We start from the raw sequence: 16,047 nt of genomic DNA on the forward strand, positions 1-16,047 counted from the left end.
TCTGTTGCTGATTTAGCGAAAGACATTGAGCTTACCGACGAGCAGATTGAACAGTACTACTCTGAAAACCCATTAGCTTACACTCGTCCAGAGCAAGCTAAGGTGTCTTACATCGAACTTTCAGCCGAAGCACTTAAGTCGCAGCTTAAAGTGAGTGATGAAGCTCAGAAATACTATGAAGAGCATCTAGATAAGTACCAACTTCAGAGCAGCGTAAAGTTAGTCACATCCTAGTTCAAGGCGACGATGAAGCGAAAGCGCAGTCCATCCTGGACGAACTCAACGCAGGCGCTGATTTCGCAACGCTAGCGGAAGAAAATCTGATGACTTCGGTAGTGCTGAAGTTGGTGGTGACCTAGGTTGGATCGAACGTGATGTTATGGACCCAGCATTCGAAGAAGCCGCTTTTGCTCTTCAGAATATTGGTGATACAACGGGTTTAGTTAAATCTGATTTTGGCTACCACATCATCAAGCTAGACGAACTGAAAGCATCTCAAGCTCAGCCTTACTACTGAAGTAGCGGCAGAGATTAAGACAGAGCTTCTAGACCAGCACGCAGTAGACCAGTTCTACGAACAGCAAACTGAATTAGAGAAAGTAGCGTTTGAATTCCCTGACTCTCTAGATGACTCTGCAGAAGCAATTAACGCTAAGATCACAACGACTGATTTCATCTCTCAAGTAGATGCACCGAAGTATTGATGACGCCTGCTGTTATGCAAGCTATCTTGAGCCCAGAAGTGAAAGAAGACGGCCTAAACTCTGAAGTTATCGAAGTGGCTCCTGAACACGTGATTGTTGTTCGTGTAGAAGAGACTCGTGACGAAACAGTTCTTCCTCTAGAACAAGTGAAGGATCAAGTTGTGGCTGCGCTGTCTGCTGTACAAGCGAGCAGCAAGCGGTTGAGTTAGGTGTTTCTCTAGTGAACGAACTTAAGCAAGGCAATGAAGCAGTATTAGCGGATAACAACCTTGAGTTCACTGAACTTGAAACAATTGACCGTAACTCTCCATTGGCAGCTTCTGTATTCGCTCTAGCGAAGCCTGAAGGTGGTCAAGCGGTGTTTGGCCAATCTAAAGACCAAGACGGTAACATCGTTGTTGTAGAACTTTCTAAAGTAACGGCTGAAATCGACCCAGCTTACAGCACTCAAATTGGTGCTCAACTGGAACGAGTTGGTACAACAAGACCTGACCAACGTACTAAACGTACTTCGTGAAAACGCAGACGTTGAATACTACGTAGTAGGTCAAGGTCAAGGTCATTAAGGTTAGCTTAAACTGGGTAGCAAGATGACTTTGGTCTCTTACTACTGTCAGTCAAAACAAGGCTTTTGCTTTGCAAGTTAGAGCTTATCCGATAAATCAGATTTGTGAGCTAACAAACAATCTGATGAAAACAAGATGTATAACAAAGCGGGTCACTTAGGTGACCCGCTTTATTTTTATCTGGTGATTGTGTTATCTGCCGCGGTAAATGCATAAGTTACGTTTTTTGAACAAAGGAACGGTTTATGCGAACAATATATTCAACATTACTTCTTTCATTTCTAATTACTCTGAGTGCTGGAGTGTTTGCTGATAGTCCGACTAAGGCAGAGTTGTACGACGGCATTGAAATCACCGTAAACATCAATAAAGCTACGGCTGAGGAATTATCAGCATTACTTGTTGGTGTGGGTGACAAAAAAGCCCAAGAGATTGTCGATTATCGGGATAAGCATGGTGCATTTACAAAACCCAGTGACTTGGTCAACGTGAAAGGTATTGGCGAGGCAACGGTTGAAAAGAATCGTGAGCGAATTCAACTTTAATTTGGCGGGTTATTGAGGGTTACTTTTTATTCGGTAGCCATAACGCCATAGCCATGAAGCCTCCAGCAGTGCACCTGCTAGGTGGGCTTCAATGGCTACTCGAGCATTAATCAGTTCGCCAGTCGTGCTAGAAGGGCCAATAAGCTGCTCCCAAGCGATCTTAGCGATTAATCCCAACACTAGGAGCCAGCTGGATCTCCTGCCGTTTAGCGCCTCTCTGAGCGCGAATAAGCCAAATAACCCATGCAAAAGTGCCAGATAGGCCAACATAGATCTGAATACTCGAAAACAACAGAGCGACCCCAGTCACTAAACTAATCACAAGCATAGCAAGAGCAAGCTGTTTTTTACTCGGTTGAAACAGATAGCTGATGATCCATAAGCCTGCTAGGTTCATCAGAAGGTGCGAGTAGTTGGTATGTGAAAAGTTTCCTGTTAGGATTCGCCACCATTGCCCATCGGCAATCGCATTGTTATCCCAAACGACCCAAGCTTGTATTGGCTCAAATTGGAATAAGACGCATAAAAGTGAAGTGAAAATTAAAACAGGGTACACATTAAATCCATGTCTCGTTATTGCCGCCAATGCAGCAAGGCTTTGAAAGCTTGTATTTGTCAGTGGGTTACACCACTCGAATCAAATGTTGAGCTTATCATTCTTCAACACCCATCAGAAGAGCATCGTCCGATGGGAACTGCGCGTATTCTCTCGTTATCTCTAAATAACAGTGTGACGTTTGTCGGTGAAGACTTTTCTAACAACGAACAACTGAACATATTGCTGGCCGATGAACATTATCAGCACGTGATTTTATACCCGAGTGAACATTCTGTTCCTGTTAAGTCGGTAACTTATTCAAATAAAAAGCTACGTGTGATTTTATTGGATGGGACGTGGAAGAAGGCGTTCAAAATGTGGCAGGTATCGAGTAACTTGCATGCGTTAAAAACGGTTCACTTGCCGAAAGACCTCAAGGGTAACTATCCGAATCCGCAAAGCACGCAGTGAAAACAGTCTATCCACAGTAGAAGCGGGTTATCATCTGTTGCGCTTGTTAGAAAATGACCGAGACTTTAGCCCTCTGTTAACGGCATTTGACCAAATGATTCAGTTTCAAATCAATCAAATGCCACCAGGTGTCTTCGAGAAAAACTATTTAGATTAAGCTGTTCCCCCGATATTTAAGTGATTGGAGCACTTAAAACTCTGTATGAGCTGAAAATAATTGCTGATGCATTTTCTGCGCAAGATCATCAGTCATTGACGAAATGTAATCGGCAATCACGCGCATCTTTCTTGAATCGTCTTGATGTTGTAGCCATTGCTTCTTGATTGGCAGTGGTAACAAACGTTCAGGGTCAGCACTGAATGCTTCAAACATATCCATGATGATCTGCTGGCCCTTGTATTCGATGACCTGAACCTGAGGCACTTGAATAACAAATTCACTGACAAAGTGTTTCAGCTTATCAGCGTGCCGTCCATGCTTGGTTCAAGCACTGCATTGTAAGCCAAAAGTACGTTCTCAAAGCTTTCATCAACGCGTTTAATCGAAATACTGGTCAACAGTGCGTTGACTATCCCACCAATCGCATCTTTTCTACGATACTGTTCGCCCGAGAATAGCATCTCTGTAATTGAATCTAAGTGCTTACAAATCCAAGGGTCAGCCATTTCTTTGAGTTGAGGGTATGCAGAATCGGCCCATTGAGCTTTAGTCACCGAACCTAGCACAATCGCATCTTCCAAATCGTGTACGCCATATGCGATGTCGTCAGCTAACTCCATGATGGAACAGTCGAGCGACTTGTATTTAGTCTTGTTGTGCTCAAGTGGCTCGGTGTGCGACTTTCTTTCTGCTTTAGAAGCTGTCGGTCGTTACTCGAAAGTGGCTCAAGTACCCAGTTGAATAACTCTTCATCGTGGTCATAAATACCTTTTGCTGGCATCCAATCTCGCGCTCGGAGCTGTCGTTGGTGTTTAACAGGTTGAGATTGAGTCTTGGCTTGAACTTCGCTAAGCAGTGAAGGGTATTTGATCAACCCAGCAAAGTGCGTCGAGATAGGTTCATACCGTGATGTTCGGTATAAGGTTCTAACTGAGTGACAATGCGAAACGTTTGGGCATTACCCTCAAAACCACCGTGGTCGCGCATCATGTAGTTGAGTGCGACTTCACCGCCATGCCCATAAGGTGGGTGGCCAATATCGTGCGCCAAACACAGTGAGTCAATCAAACTGTCTGAGGGTAATAGAACTCGAAACTCTGGCTGCTTTTCTTCAGTTGAGCGACGATACCTGTCCCAAGCTGAGCGGCCTCAAGAGAGTGAGTAAGGCGAGTGCGGTGGAAGTCGTTGACGGTGGTACCGTGTACCTGAGTTTTGGCTTGTAGGCGACGGAAAGCCGCAGAGTGAAGCACCCGCGCACGATCGCGTTGATACGGACTACGATGGTCATCACGTCTTATTTTATGTTCATCGTCGTTTCGATGTTGCCATTCTTGTTCGAGTTCAAATGGTGGTTCGAGTAGAGAAGTCAAAATAGCACCTATCAATTTGATTTGTTTAGCTAATTACACTCAGTTATACCTAGCTAGCTGATTTCGTCCAGTGATAATTCAAAACTCGGTGCAAAGGTGGTGAGAAAGTAATCCATTTCTGAGCTTTTACGTTGTTCGAGAGTCTCTTCCAATCTACGTTTGGCTTGCTCGTATTCGTGGTTGCCCGCGCTGAGTTCTTCAAGGCATTTTAGATAAGCACAGATGGTGTCTGCTTGCTTGACGATGCTTTGTTCTTCTTTGCTTGCCGTTCCAGAGATTAAGAAAGGGGCGAAGTCATCTTGGAATTCTTCTGGCAACATCGAAAGCAGTCTTTGCTCTGCTGCTGCTTCTATCTTTTTGTACTCTTGGGCGATGTCCGGGTTGTAGTACTTAACCGGCGTGGGCAAATCACCAGTGAGCACTTCACTGGTATCGTGGTACATGCCAAGCAGTGCAATGTGCTCTGCGTTGAGTTGACCATCAAACTTTTTGTTTTTGATCAATGCCAAGGCGTGCGCGACGAACGCAACCTGTAGGCTATGCTCTGAAATGTTTTCGCTTGAGATTGAACGCATGAGAGGCCAACGCTGGATAAGCTTCATGCGTGCTAGATGGGCAAAGAAATGGCTTTGTTTCATAATCGTCCCTTTCTAAACTGTGCTCCACTCGCAATAGTTTTTCTCACAAATAGTGCGAGACAGCGGATACAAAAAAAGGCTCCTAAACAGGAGCCTCTTAAGCATAGAAGCGAATGAATACAAATTAAAGTCTTTTAAAACAGCAAATTGTAGTCATTTTTCTTTGGGTTCATTAATCACTAGTGAGCTCATCTTGGCTGTAAGTCTGTAAGAAGCGCTCTAGGCGACCAATCGCGATTTCTAGATCTTCGATGTGCGGCAGAGTCACGATGCGGAAGTGATCCAGTTTCGGCCAGTTGAAGCCAGTACCTTGAACCAATAACACTTTCTCTTGCTTAAGGAAGTCGAGTACGAATTTCTGATCGTCTTTGATGTTGTACATGTTGGTGTCGATCTTAGGGAACAGGTACATCGCGCCTTTGGTTTCACACAAGAAACGCCAGGGATTTTGTTGATCAGTTCCCATGCACGGTCACGTTGCTCAAGCAGTCGACCACCGGGAAAGAATCAGTTCGTTGATGCTTGATAGCCACCCAGTGCCGTTTGGATGGCGTGCTGCATTGGTACGTTGGCACACAAACGCATCAGAGGCGAGCATTTCTAGCCCTTCGACATAGCCTTTCGCAATGTGTTTCGGACCCGTTAAGAACATCCAGCCACCACGGGAAACCACATACGCGGTAAGCCTTTGACAGACCGTTGAATGTCACCATAAATACATCTTCAGCCAGCGTTGCAACTGATGTGTGGACTGCACCGTCGTAAAGTACTTTGTCGTAGATTTCATCGGCGAAGATGATCAAACCGTGCTCACGAGCAATCTCAACAACTTGTAATAGGAAATCACGGCTGTATACCGCGCCCGTTGGGTTGTTCGGGTTGATAAGAACGATACCGCGAGTCTTTGGTGAGATCTTCGCACGCATGTCGTCTAGATCTGGATACCAATCAGCATCTTCATCACATAGGTAGTGAACCGGTGTACCACCAGAAAGCGCAACAGACGCTGTCCATAGTGGGTAGTCCGGAGCGGGAACTAAGATTTCATCACCATTATCCAGTAGCGCCTGCATAGACATAACGATAAGCTCTGATGCGCCGTTACCAATGTAAACGTCTTCTACATCAAGGTTACGTAGGCCTTTTTTCTGGTAGTGCTGAACAACCGCTTTGCGGGCTGAATAGATGCCTTTTGAGTCACAGTAACCCTGAGATGTCGGTAGGTTACGGATTACATCAACAAGGATTTCATCAGGGGCGTCAAAACCAAATGGGGCGGGGTTACCAATATTGCTTCAGTATTTTATGCCCTTCTTCTTCCATGCGCTTAGCATGTTTGAGTACAGGCCCCCTGATTTCGTAGCATACGCTGTTGAGTTTTGACGACATCCCGATATTTTGCATTGCCGATTTCCTGAAATTAATTTAAATACTTTATTAAAGTACCGCAAAACGGGGTTTGATAGAATAAAAATCTGATGAATGTCGCATTTCAGTGTCACGTTTGGTCTTTTTTGTTGTCACTCTTTTCTAAATTTTAATTAATCGCTTTCTTTGTTGTTGGCTAAGATGAATAAAGAGGCTGAATCGCTTAAAATCACAGGAATGTTCAAAGATATAGTACATTCTTGATCTAAGTGGGTGCTGCCCATAAAGTATCAAACTAATATAATAATAATTTAGATGTGAACGAGGTCGATTTGTCACATTTCCAGCAAACTATCTCCGCTTTGATTGAGCGAGTACAAAATGCCCAAGCAAGCGAAGTTCGTTGTGTTGAAGTTCTAACGCAAAAACCATCGTTTGCATTTATAGAATGGCTTCATGCTCAACCGCTCTTTCCAAAGTTCTACTGGCAGTCACGCGACACTCGTGAAGAGGTCGTCGCGCTCGGTCAACTGCACACTTTCTCCGATCCTGCTCCCGCGTACGCGATTCTTGGTGAAGACCAACGAATTTGGGGTGGACGTTCATTTGATGGACATACCGCAAAGAACCGCCGTTGCATGGAATCGTTTTTTCTTCCTTCCTCAGGTTGAATTAATCCGTTTTGACGACACATGGTCGCTAGCGGTTAATTTGTCTCCTGATCGCGTTGCTTCCATTAATGCTTTGAATAAGCTTTCTGTAGAAGCGGCGATATTGGCACCTTTGTCGGCGCACATTGAACAGATTAACCATGTTCCAGAACGAGAACAGTGGGGCAATTTGGTCGATAAAGTGCTTCAGGGCATCAGCGACGAAGAGTACAAGAAAGTCGTTTTAGCTCGTAAAACCACATTGCAGCTTGATGCGCCAATCTGCGCGGCTCAATTACTCAAGGCCAAGCTACCTGCAAAACCATCACAGCTTTCACTTTATGTTGGTATTGGATTCCAAACACAGCTTTATTGGCTCAACGCCAGAGCGTTTGTATAGTCGATATGGGACAGAGCTTGATACTGAAGCGTCTAGCGGGAACCATTGGTCGCGGAGAAAACGCGACAGAAGATGGAGTTAGCCAACTGGCTTTCTCAAGACAGTAAAAACCTCAATGAAAACCAGTATGTGGTCGACGACATCATTGAGCGTCTCACTCCTCATTCTCAAACGGTCCATGTTGAAAAGGATGCGCGTCTTGTGCGTTTGCGTAAGGTGCAGCATCTTAAGCGTAATATTCACGCTCAGCTTAATAATGGCGTTAACGGTGTACAGTTGCTTGCTGCATTGCAGCCGACTGCTGCGGTGGCGGGTTTACCGCGTAAAGAGGCGATGGATTTCATTCTTGAACACGAACCGTTTGCGCGAGGCTGGTATGCAGGTTCTGTTGGCTATATCAGTCATCAGAGAGCGGAGTTTTGTGTCGCGATTCGAAGTGCGCTAGTTGTAAACGATCAAGTACAGCTGTTTGCTGGCGCAGGGATCGTGCCGGGATCGGTTGCCGAACATGAGTGGCAAGAATTGAACAAGAAGATGTCGACTCTACTCAGCTTGATTTCGGATCACCCTCGCCGTTGGGTGTGGCGTCATGAATCACGACCAAGCCGTATTAAATAGAGTTTGGAGTAACACACATTACTTGAAGAGCTAGCACGCAACGGTGTTGAACATGTTTGTGTCGCACCGGGCTCTCGCTCAACGCCGTTAACTCTCGAAGCTGAAGCTAATCCCAAGTTAACCTTACACACGCATTTTGATGAGCGTGGTCTTGGATTCTTAGCGTTGGGTTTAGCTAAAGCCAGCGATAAACCAGTTGCCGTGATTGTTACCTCTGGTACTGCTGTTGCTAACCTTCTTCCTGCGACGGCTGAATCTGGGCTGACACGAGAGAAGCTGATTTTGCTGACCTCTGATCGACCCAGTATCGATTTGGTCAATTGTGGTGCCAATCAAGCTGATTCAGCAACAGGGTATCTTTTCTTCCCATGTTGAAAGTGCTTTAAACTTACCAAGCCCTAGTACACAAGTTTCTTTGAATTGGTTCTGACATCGGTTGATCACGCCCTAGTGAAACAACGCAATGTTGGCGGTGCGATTCATATCAACTGTCCGTTCCCAGAACCTCTATATTCTGCGGAATAGCGCGGAAATATATGCGGAATACACATCCAGTGTCGTTGGGTGGAACTCGTGAACAGGTTGTTACAGCCAAACGTTTTTACCTAATCAAGTGAATACTCAACCCATTGCTCCTGGCGATTATGTGGACGTAAGGGTGTGGTTATTCTCGGTTCGCTCGATATTGAACAAGCGACAAAAGCTCAGCGGTTGCCACTACATTAGGCTGGCCAGTTTTTTGCGACCCTCAATCAGGTGTCACAAGTGATTGGAAACATTATGATCTGTGGATGCAGAGTGACGTAGCGAAAGAACAACAGCAATGTGATTTCATCCTTCAGTTCGGTGAGCGCATTGTTTCTAAGCGCCTTAATCATTGGATAAAGTCGCAAGCATCATCATTCTGCTCATCACAATCATTGTTGTGTCACCAGATACGCACCGAATCAACCAAGATCATCTGCCTCAAACCCATATCGTTGCTGATATCGAGTCATGGGTGTCAGAGCAGCATTTACCCATCTTGTTAGGCCGCATGCAGGTTGGGCGGCTCCTTTAATAGAGGTCGCAAATACTGTTCAGCAACTCGCCCTCGCGCAAATATCCAACAATGACCAATTGACGGAACTCAGTGTTGCCGTTGACTTGTCGTCTAGACTTAAAGGCAGAGAGCTATTTTTGTGGGAAATAGCTTGATGGTAAGGCTGGTGGATATGCTGTCATCAATATCTGCGAATCAAGTTTACAGTAACCGTGGTGCATCGGGCATTGATGGCTTGGTGGCGACGGCTGCGGGCGTGGTGAAAGCCAACCAGAATCCTTTGTTGATGTTGATTGGTGATACCTCTTTGTTGTACGACCTCAACTCACTGGCTCTGCTTACTCACAATGTAACGCCGATGGTTATTGTTGTGACCAACAATGATGGTGGTGCGATCTTTGACTTGTTGCCGGTACCAGAGCAGCAAAAACAATCACTTTATCAAATGCCTCATGGTTTCAGTTTTGAACATGCTGCTGCGCAATTCCAGCTTGGTTATGCGGCGCCAGAAACTTTGAATTGCTATCAAAACATTATCGAACAACATTTCGAACAGGGTCAGGGTACCTTGCTCGTTGAAGTTAAGACGCCTCCCGAACAAGCGTCTACTTTGCTGAAACAATTCAGTTCAATGCTCACCGAGGCATTAGCCTAAGGACTTTACATGCTTTACTCCAATTATTACCCAGCTGTACAAGAATCTTCTGACAAACCTTTGCTTGTTTTTCTACATGGTTTACTCGGAAGCGGGGATGATTGGAGCGCATGTCATCCATTCCTAGAGGATTTTCCTCGTCTTTGCATAGATTTGCCCGGGCACGGACAAAGTCGCTTTATCGATCCGGTAGGCTTTGATCATTGCTGCAAGAAAATCGTTCAGTGCATCACTTCTCAACTTGCTCTCAACGATCTTCCTGCGGATTACCCTATCGTGGTGATTGGCTACTCTATGGGGGGCAGGCTTGCCATGTATGGGGTGACAAGCCCTTGCTTCGAAACGCTCAACCTAGAGAAAGTCATCATTGAAGGTGGCAACTTTGGTTTGGAGCGTGATGAAGAACGAGCACAAAGGTTAGTACATGATACGCAATGGGCTGTCCGCTTTGCGCAGCAGTCGATTGAAGATGTTTTAGACGATTGGTATCAACAAAGCGTCTTTTCTTCACTAAATCATGAGCAAAGACAAACTTTGGTCATAAAGCGTAGTGGTAACCTTGGAGTATCCGTAGCAAATATGTTGTTATCTACTTCGTTAGCTAAACAACCGGATTTACGTGCCACATTGAAATCTCATGAGCATCAATTGCATTATGTGTGTGGTGAAAAAGATCGTAAATTCATGGAGCTAGCTGAGAATAGTGGCTTTGAATATAGTCAGGTTGATTACGCTGGTCATAATGTTCATTTTGAGCAACCAGAGTTGTTTTCAAACCTGATCATCCAATGTATCGCCAGTCGTCGCTAATCTGACTGAGCGGATTCTCTCGTATAAAGCACTATCAAAAGCAGAGCAACACCGTCACGACTATTCGTTAGTCGTGGTCTCTAATAGAACAATGGGAATCACCATGGCTAAAACAGTAGGCATCACAGAAGAAGAACTTTACGCAGCAGTTAACTGGCGCGATGAAAGCAGTCAATTTGAAGATATTCAGTACCACAAGTCTGACGACGGTATTGCGAAAATCACGATTGCGCGTCCTCAAGTCCACAATGCGTTCCGTCCACAAACCGTAAAAGAGATGATCAATGCACTGGCTGATGCTCGTTATGACGAGAAGGTTGGCGTAATCATTTTGACGGGTCTTGGTGAGAAGGCGTTCTGTTCTGGTGGTGACCAAAGTATCCGTGGTGACTACGGCGGTTATCAAGATGATTCAGGTACACATCACCTGAACGTACTTGATTTCCAACGTCAAATTCGTACTTGTCCAAAACCGGTAATCGCAGCGGTATCGGGTTGGGCAGTCGGTGGCGGTCATGTACTTCACATGATGGCAGACCTTACCATCGCAGCTGAAAACGCTCAGTTCGGTCAGACGGGTCCTAAAGTGGGTTCATTCGATGGCGGTTGGGTGCTTCTTACATGGCTCGTATCGTTGGCCAAAAGAAAGCGCGTGAAATCTGGTTCTTGTGTCGTTTCTACGATGCTCAAGAAGCATTGGACATGGGTCTAGTAAACACAGTTGTACCTGTTGCTGACCTAGAAAAAGAAACGGTTCGTTGGTGTCGTGAAGTACTTCAACACAGCCCAATGGCGCTGCGTTGCTTAAAAGCTGCACTCAACGCAGACTGTGATGGCCAAGCTGGTCTTCAGAGTTAGCGGGTAACGCAACCATGATGTTCTACATGACAGAGAAGGCCAAGAAGGCCGAAACGCATTCAACGAGAAGCGTCGACCTGATTTCGACAAATTTCCGCGTAACCCATAGTCTTTCTCTTCTTTAAAAATGAGTCGCTAATAGCGGCTCGTTTTGATTTGATGTTCCCCGTTTTTAGGAAACTTTATGAACTCAGTGAATTCTCAGCGTCAAGCTAAACTCTACCGTTATCAATTGCCTATGGATAGTGGTGTGATTCTTCGTGACAATAAAGTTGAGCGAAAGATAGGTTATATCATCCAGCTAGAGTGCGATGGTAAATCGGGTTTTGGTGAAGTCGCACACCGTTACCAGGCTTTAGCCAAGAAGATGCCGAACAAGCTGGCATCCAGCTTCAGCACAGGATTAGAGCTTTGGAGCCACAATAATCCTCAAACGTCGTTTGATGAGCTATATCCTTCTGTTGCGTTTGGCCTTTCCAGTAGCGATGATGGAGTTACGAGGTGAACTCAATGCTGAAGGTAACTATCAAGCCGCGCCGTTGTGTCCAGGAGACCCAGATGAGCTGATCCCTGTGCTCAATGGGATGAAAGGCGAGAAGGTCGCCAAGGTAAAAGTGGGTCTCTACGAAGCGATTCGTGATGGCATGCTGGTGAGCTTATTCCTTGAATCGATTCCTGATTTAACTTTAAGACTTGATGCTAACCGTGCGTGGAAGCCAGAGAAAGCGAAGCAGTTTATTAAGTACATTTCGCCGTCGTTGCGTCAACGTATTAGCTTTATTGAAGAGCCTTGCCAAAAACCAGGCAACGGCATTTGCCATCGACCATGGTGTAGCGATTGCGTGGGATGAAACATTACAAAAGCGGTAAGAAGCCCAGAATTTGATCTTGGTGACCTAACTGGTGTTAAAGCTGTAGTGATCAAGCCAACTCTTATTGGTTCTGTAGAGCGTTGTGTGGCAATCATTGAGCGTGCACAGCAACTCGGTATCAAACCAATACTGAGCTCAAGCATAGAGTCTAGCCTAGGTCTTAACACCGATTGCTCGATTAGCACAGCAGTATTTACCAAATGAAGTACCAGGACTTGATACGATTGGCTTGTATCAACAGCAACTCGAAGTCTCTTGGCCAGGTTGTGAGCTTCCGGTTTCAACTCTTGAGCAGCAGCAATTGATTTTGGTCTTCTTAGACAAAGCTATTGTGGTACGTTTTACGAAGCTAGTTGAATGGCGTTAGTAGCCGTTTTTCAATCTATTTTCGGTTATTCTTATGATGCGCCCACAATCCTAATCATCACCCGTTTTGGGTACAGTGGGCGCAGCAGAACCCACATCAAACAACGTTAGTTACTCACCGAAATTATACTTGGCTGCAAGTGTCTGTGTTAGTGAGTGAGTACCAACAACAGCTATCTCAACAAGGCCTATCTGAAGGTGATGTACGAAGCGATTGTTGGTAAGAATCAAGCTGAAGTGATTCCTGTGTACCTTGCGGCACTCAATTTAGGTGTGGTTTGTGCGTTTACGATGCCTCAGCCAAGCTTACGCCTGAACGCAGAAGCTCGAATCCCTATATGGCCAATCAGACTAAGCTACCTGTGGTTTTGGATAGTTGTGGGCTGGATCAATCTGATACTGTCGAACTCAATACTCAGTTGGTAACGTTGTCTTGCTTGAACGAAGTGAAGGTCGATGATGATGAAAACCATAACGACACCTGAAAACTCCACTTTAGTCCTCAAAACCTTGCGAGCATCGTATTCACTTCTGGCTCTACCGGAAACCCGAAAGCGGTGGCTCACACGTTGCAGCAACACTTATGTTCAGCTCAGGGTTTACTAGACGTTTTCAACTTTGAACAAGCTGACACTTGGTTACTAGTTTACCATGTACCATGTATCGGGATTAGCGATTGTTCATCGTTGGTTAGCGGCTGGTGGCTGCATCAAGATAGGGTCAGGTAAGCTTGAGACTGATATAGAAGAATGCAGTCATGCTTCATTAGTTGCTACTCAGCTACATCGATTATTCGATGTAAGCAAGCACTTACTTTAACGCATGTACTGTTGGGTGGTAGTCATATTCCAGAAGCTCTTGGGCTTCAAGCTCAACAAATGGGTATCGAAACATGGCTTGGATACGGCATGACAGAAGCGGCTTCGACAGTGACTGCGAAACCCATCGATGGCACCAAAACGGCAGGTTTTGTTCTTGACCAACGCCAATTGAAGATTGAAGATCAACGTATCTTTATTGGCGGTAATACGCTTCTGGTTATTACTATCAAGGTGACTTAACGCCACTGGTGGATGACAACGGTTGGTTCGATAGTAAAGATCTTGGTGAGTGGGTTGGCGAACAAGTGTCGATTATTGGCCGTGCAGATAATCAATTTATTTCTGAGGTGAGAATATTCACTGTGAAGAAATTGAGCGAGCACTCAATCAATTATCTGCAATCAATCAGGCGTTTATCGTTCCAATTGAAGACGATGAATTCGGATTTCGACCTGTCGCTATTGTAGATTGTACGGATTTACCACCCAAAGAATGGTTTGCCGAGCAATTAAATGGCCGTCTTGAACGGTTCAAATTTCCTGTCGAGTACTACCATATGCCTGAGCAAGAACAGCAAGGTATTAAGGTTTCGCGCACAGGGTTGGCACAGTGGTTACAGCAGATACGTTCTAAATAGAACTGAGAACAATAAAATGAAACGCAATACACGGTGACTAGTCGTAATTGCGCTTCAGGGGTTGTGACGGTGGTGAAGCCGTCACAAATTCTTAGTATTTCATCTGGTCATTAAGGTTTTTTATCTTTCCATCTGGTTGCTTAACTTAAGCAAGAGCCTTCTTCATTTGTTCAGCGACCTTATCGACCTTACCTAGGCCAATGATAACTGTAGAGCACCTTTACCAACAGGTACCACACCTGCCGCACCTAGTTTCTTCAGTTTGTCACTATCAGCTGCCCCTGAGTCTTTTACAGTTAAGCGTAGGCGAGTAATACAGTTATCTACTTCTAGAATGTTGTCTGCACCGCCGACGGCTTCAATGTAGCCATTGGTTAGGTTAGCCAGTGCTTCTGGAGTTTCTAGCTCTTTTTCTGCTTCCATCTCTTCACCACGTCCGGGGTTCGCAGGTTGAATTTAATGATAGCGAAGCGGAAAATGCAGTAGTAAAGCGCGAAGAATACAACACCTTGAACTAAGAGCATGTACCAGTTAGTTGCTAGTGGGTTTTGGCTTGATAGTACTAGGTCAACGAAACCAGCAGAGAAGCCGAACCCTGCCATCCATTCCATACTTGCTGCAATGTAAAGCGATAGACCTGTCAATACTGCGTGCAATAGGAACAATACTGGTGCTAGGAACATGAAACTGAACTCTAGCGGCTCTGTGATACCGGTGAAGAATGAAGCCACGGCCGCTGCAAGCATGATTGCAAATACTTGGTTCTTGTTTTCCGCATCGGAGCAGTGGTACATCGCTAATGCCGCAGCGGGTAAGCCAAACATCATGATTGGGAAGAAGCCCGCTTGGTACATGCCTGTTTTACCCGGAATGCCCGTACCGTTAGCGATAGATTGTGCGCCGCCTAAGAAGGTTGGAATATCATTAATGCCTACAACGTCGAACCAGAACACAGGATAAAGAGCGTGTGGTGCATACCAACTGATAGGAACAGACGTTTAAAGAAGCCAAATAGACCAGCTCCCACAGCCCCCATACCTTCGAGTTTAATACCCAAAACGATTAAAGAGTCGTACACAGCTGGCCAGATGTATAACAGAGCAAAGAGCCATACCTGCGATTGAAGTCAGGATAGGAACCAAACGTTTACCGCTGAAGAAGGCTAATGCTTGAGGAAGTTCTACGGTTGAATAACGATTATAGATTTCAGCAGAAATGATACCAACAACGATGCCCACGAATTGGTTGCTGATTTTGCCAAATGCCGCAGGCACCACACTGAGTTCAACATTCATTAATTGAGCAACAGAGCCCCGGAGCAAGAAGTGTGGTGACGACAAGGGACATCACAAAACCAGATAATGCGGCAGAGCCATTTTTATCTCGACCCAAGCCAAATGCGACACCTACCGCGAATAAAACCGCCATGTTGTCGATGATAGCACCGCCAGATTTGATCAAGAATGCGGCTAAAATACTGTCTGAACCCATCCCCAGGATCCACCCAATGGCCGATCCCATAAGGATTGCTGCAGCTGGCAGTGTGGCAACTGGAACCATTAATGCCTTACCTTCATTTTTTGCATATACCGAGTATATTCATATGTACCCCTAAGTTTGTAATTAATTTTTTTAATGTTCCTGATCGTCAAAGCGTGGAACCAAATGTTGATCGAAGCAGGATTTTAAGCAACTGTGGGTATTAGAAACTTATTTCTTGATGCAAACAAACGAAACGAGGTAGTAGTATGAATTAAAATTTGCAATGCATGAGTTCGTATGGCTAACCATCAATCTTTACTGAAAACGGCTTACATACTTTTAATGTCGCTGCCGAGAACATGAGCTTCACACTGGCGGCGAAAGAATTACACATCTCACGCAAGGTGCAGTAAGCCATCGGATTAAAGTATTAGAAGGAGAACTCGGTTTAATTTGTTTGTGCGAACTCGTAAGCT

General features: G+C 45.2%; 15 protein-coding genes and 10 pseudogenes. 17 read left to right on the plus strand and 8 right to left on the minus strand.

Features of this window, described 5'->3' with window-relative positions:
* From BCU57_RS20525 to BCU57_RS20545, 5 genes and pseudogenes are all read left to right on the plus strand, one after another.
* Positions 1–234, plus strand: a pseudogene (locus BCU57_RS20525) (hypothetical protein); the annotation flags it as partial.
* Between the two features lie 32 nt (positions 235–266).
* Positions 267–517 (plus strand): annotated as a pseudogene (locus tag BCU57_RS20530) (peptidylprolyl isomerase).
* A 186-nt stretch (positions 518–703) separates the two neighbouring features.
* Entirely contained in the window at positions 704–913 is a 210-nt protein-coding gene (locus BCU57_RS20535) for a hypothetical protein (protein ID WP_413211478.1), read from the plus strand.
* 11 nt (positions 914–924) lie between these two features.
* Positions 925–1,221 (plus strand): hypothetical protein, encoded by a 297-nt coding sequence (locus tag BCU57_RS20540; protein ID WP_413211479.1) that lies wholly within the window; start codon positions 925–927, stop codon positions 1,219–1,221.
* Between the two features lie 294 nt (positions 1,222–1,515).
* The gene (locus tag BCU57_RS20545) at positions 1,516–1,815 is read left to right on the plus strand and encodes a ComEA family DNA-binding protein (protein ID WP_010439527.1); all 300 of its coding nucleotides are present in this window, start codon (positions 1,516–1,518) and stop codon (positions 1,813–1,815) included.
* 9 nt (positions 1,816–1,824) lie between these two features.
* On the opposite strand, the gene BCU57_RS20550 is transcribed toward BCU57_RS20545, so the two are convergent.
* Positions 1,825–1,995, minus strand: a complete 171-nt coding sequence (locus BCU57_RS20550; protein WP_413211480.1) for a hypothetical protein — start codon at positions 1,993–1,995, stop codon at positions 1,825–1,827.
* Positions 1,976–2,371: a rhombosortase gene (gene rrtA, locus BCU57_RS20555; protein ID WP_413211481.1), complete on the minus strand. Its 396-nt coding sequence runs from the start codon at positions 2,369–2,371 to the stop codon at positions 1,976–1,978. Before rrtA ends, BCU57_RS20550 begins: the two co-directional genes overlap by 20 nt.
* Positions 2,372–2,380: 9 nt before the next feature.
* On the opposite strand from rrtA, the pseudogene BCU57_RS20560 reads away from it, so the two are divergent.
* Positions 2,381–2,981: pseudogene (locus BCU57_RS20560) on the plus strand (tRNA-uridine aminocarboxypropyltransferase).
* A gap of 33 nt (positions 2,982–3,014) precedes the next feature.
* Here the strand turns inward: BCU57_RS20560 and BCU57_RS20565 are convergent.
* From BCU57_RS20565 to BCU57_RS20575, 3 genes and pseudogenes are all read right to left on the minus strand, one after another.
* Positions 3,015–4,354: pseudogene (locus BCU57_RS20565) on the minus strand (anti-phage deoxyguanosine triphosphatase).
* A 53-nt stretch (positions 4,355–4,407) separates the two neighbouring features.
* Positions 4,408–4,992, minus strand: coding sequence for a 5'-deoxynucleotidase (gene yfbR / locus BCU57_RS20570; protein ID WP_413211482.1), 585 nt, complete (start codon positions 4,990–4,992; stop codon positions 4,408–4,410).
* A 172-nt stretch (positions 4,993–5,164) separates the two neighbouring features.
* Positions 5,165–6,396 (minus strand): annotated as a pseudogene (locus tag BCU57_RS20575) (pyridoxal phosphate-dependent aminotransferase).
* A gap of 537 nt (positions 6,397–6,933) precedes the next feature.
* Between BCU57_RS20575 and BCU57_RS20580 the strand changes: the two are divergent.
* The 11 genes and pseudogenes from BCU57_RS20580 (at position 6,934) to BCU57_RS20630 (ending at position 13,692) form a co-directional block, all read left to right on the plus strand.
* A complete protein-coding gene (locus tag BCU57_RS20580) occupies positions 6,934–7,410 on the plus strand; it encodes a hypothetical protein (protein WP_413211483.1) in 477 nt (158 codons plus the stop codon).
* Positions 7,411–7,455: 45 nt separating this feature from the next.
* Positions 7,456–8,028, plus strand: coding sequence for a chorismate-binding protein (locus BCU57_RS20585; RefSeq protein WP_413211484.1), 573 nt, complete (start codon positions 7,456–7,458; stop codon positions 8,026–8,028).
* A gap of 75 nt (positions 8,029–8,103) precedes the next feature.
* Positions 8,104–8,403: pseudogene (locus tag BCU57_RS20590) on the plus strand (thiamine pyrophosphate-binding protein); the annotation flags it as partial.
* Positions 8,404–8,795: 392 nt separating this feature from the next.
* Positions 8,796–9,059: pseudogene (locus tag BCU57_RS20595) on the plus strand (hypothetical protein); the annotation flags it as partial.
* A gap of 183 nt (positions 9,060–9,242) precedes the next feature.
* Positions 9,243–9,725, plus strand: a complete 483-nt coding sequence (locus BCU57_RS20600; protein ID WP_413211485.1) for a thiamine pyrophosphate-dependent enzyme — start codon at positions 9,243–9,245, stop codon at positions 9,723–9,725.
* A gap of 9 nt (positions 9,726–9,734) precedes the next feature.
* Positions 9,735–10,535 carry a 2-succinyl-6-hydroxy-2,4-cyclohexadiene-1-carboxylate synthase gene (gene menH / locus BCU57_RS20605; RefSeq protein ID WP_413211486.1) on the plus strand — a complete coding sequence of 267 codons (801 nt, stop codon included), beginning with the start codon at positions 9,735–9,737 and terminating at the stop codon, positions 10,533–10,535.
* A gap of 103 nt (positions 10,536–10,638) precedes the next feature.
* Positions 10,639–11,393 (plus strand): annotated as a pseudogene (gene menB / locus BCU57_RS20610) (1,4-dihydroxy-2-naphthoyl-CoA synthase).
* A 184-nt stretch (positions 11,394–11,577) separates the two neighbouring features.
* Positions 11,578–11,898, plus strand: a complete 321-nt coding sequence (locus BCU57_RS20615; protein WP_413211487.1) for a hypothetical protein — start codon at positions 11,578–11,580, stop codon at positions 11,896–11,898.
* Entirely contained in the window at positions 11,879–12,244 is a 366-nt protein-coding gene (locus tag BCU57_RS20620) for a hypothetical protein (RefSeq protein ID WP_413211488.1), read from the plus strand. Before BCU57_RS20615 ends, BCU57_RS20620 begins: the two co-directional genes overlap by 20 nt.
* 896 nt (positions 12,245–13,140) lie before the next feature.
* Positions 13,141–13,359: pseudogene (locus tag BCU57_RS20625) on the plus strand (AMP-binding protein); the annotation flags it as partial.
* Positions 13,360–13,461: 102 nt separating this feature from the next.
* On the plus strand, positions 13,462–13,692 hold the full coding sequence (locus BCU57_RS20630; RefSeq protein ID WP_413211489.1) for a hypothetical protein: 231 nt from the start codon (positions 13,462–13,464) through the stop codon (positions 13,690–13,692).
* Positions 13,693–14,281: 589 nt separating this feature from the next.
* On the opposite strand, the gene BCU57_RS20635 is transcribed toward BCU57_RS20630, so the two are convergent.
* The 3 genes and pseudogenes from BCU57_RS20635 to BCU57_RS20645 form a co-directional block, all read right to left on the minus strand.
* Positions 14,282–14,512: a glucose PTS transporter subunit EIIB gene (locus BCU57_RS20635; protein ID WP_413211490.1), complete on the minus strand. Its 231-nt coding sequence runs from the start codon at positions 14,510–14,512 to the stop codon at positions 14,282–14,284.
* Positions 14,491–15,384 (minus strand): annotated as a pseudogene (locus BCU57_RS20640) (PTS transporter subunit EIIC). Before BCU57_RS20640 ends, BCU57_RS20635 begins: the two are co-directional and overlap by 22 nt.
* Positions 15,374–15,649: a PTS transporter subunit EIIC gene (locus tag BCU57_RS20645; protein ID WP_413211491.1), complete on the minus strand. Its 276-nt coding sequence runs from the start codon at positions 15,647–15,649 to the stop codon at positions 15,374–15,376. The pseudogene BCU57_RS20640 and the gene BCU57_RS20645 overlap by 11 nt, the downstream one beginning before the upstream one ends.
* Between the last annotated feature and the right edge of the window lie 398 nt (positions 15,650–16,047).

This window comes from Shewanella sp. 10N.286.48.B5, assembly GCF_002874355.2.
In the GTDB taxonomy this organism is placed as follows: domain Bacteria; phylum Pseudomonadota; class Gammaproteobacteria; order Enterobacterales; family Shewanellaceae; genus Shewanella.

Coding starts and splice junctions, on each gene's coding strand:
- BCU57_RS20535 (WP_413211478.1), top strand. CDS start 704: ATGACGCCTGCTGTTATGCAAGCTATCTTGAGCCCAGAAGTGAAAGAA.
- BCU57_RS20545 (WP_010439527.1), top strand. CDS start 1,516: ATGCGAACAATATATTCAACATTACTTCTTTCATTTCTAATTACTCTG.
- yfbR (WP_413211482.1), bottom strand. CDS start 4,992: ATGAAACAAAGCCATTTCTTTGCCCATCTAGCACGCATGAAGCTTATC.
- BCU57_RS20600 (WP_413211485.1), top strand. CDS start 9,243: ATGCTGTCATCAATATCTGCGAATCAAGTTTACAGTAACCGTGGTGCA.
- menH (WP_413211486.1), top strand. CDS start 9,735: ATGCTTTACTCCAATTATTACCCAGCTGTACAAGAATCTTCTGACAAA.
- BCU57_RS20615 (WP_413211487.1), top strand. CDS start 11,578: ATGAACTCAGTGAATTCTCAGCGTCAAGCTAAACTCTACCGTTATCAA.
- BCU57_RS20620 (WP_413211488.1), top strand. CDS start 11,879: ATGATGGAGTTACGAGGTGAACTCAATGCTGAAGGTAACTATCAAGCC.
- BCU57_RS20635 (WP_413211490.1), bottom strand. CDS start 14,512: ATGGAAGCAGAAAAAGAGCTAGAAACTCCAGAAGCACTGGCTAACCTA.
- BCU57_RS20645 (WP_413211491.1), bottom strand. CDS start 15,649: ATGGTTCCAGTTGCCACACTGCCAGCTGCAGCAATCCTTATGGGATCG.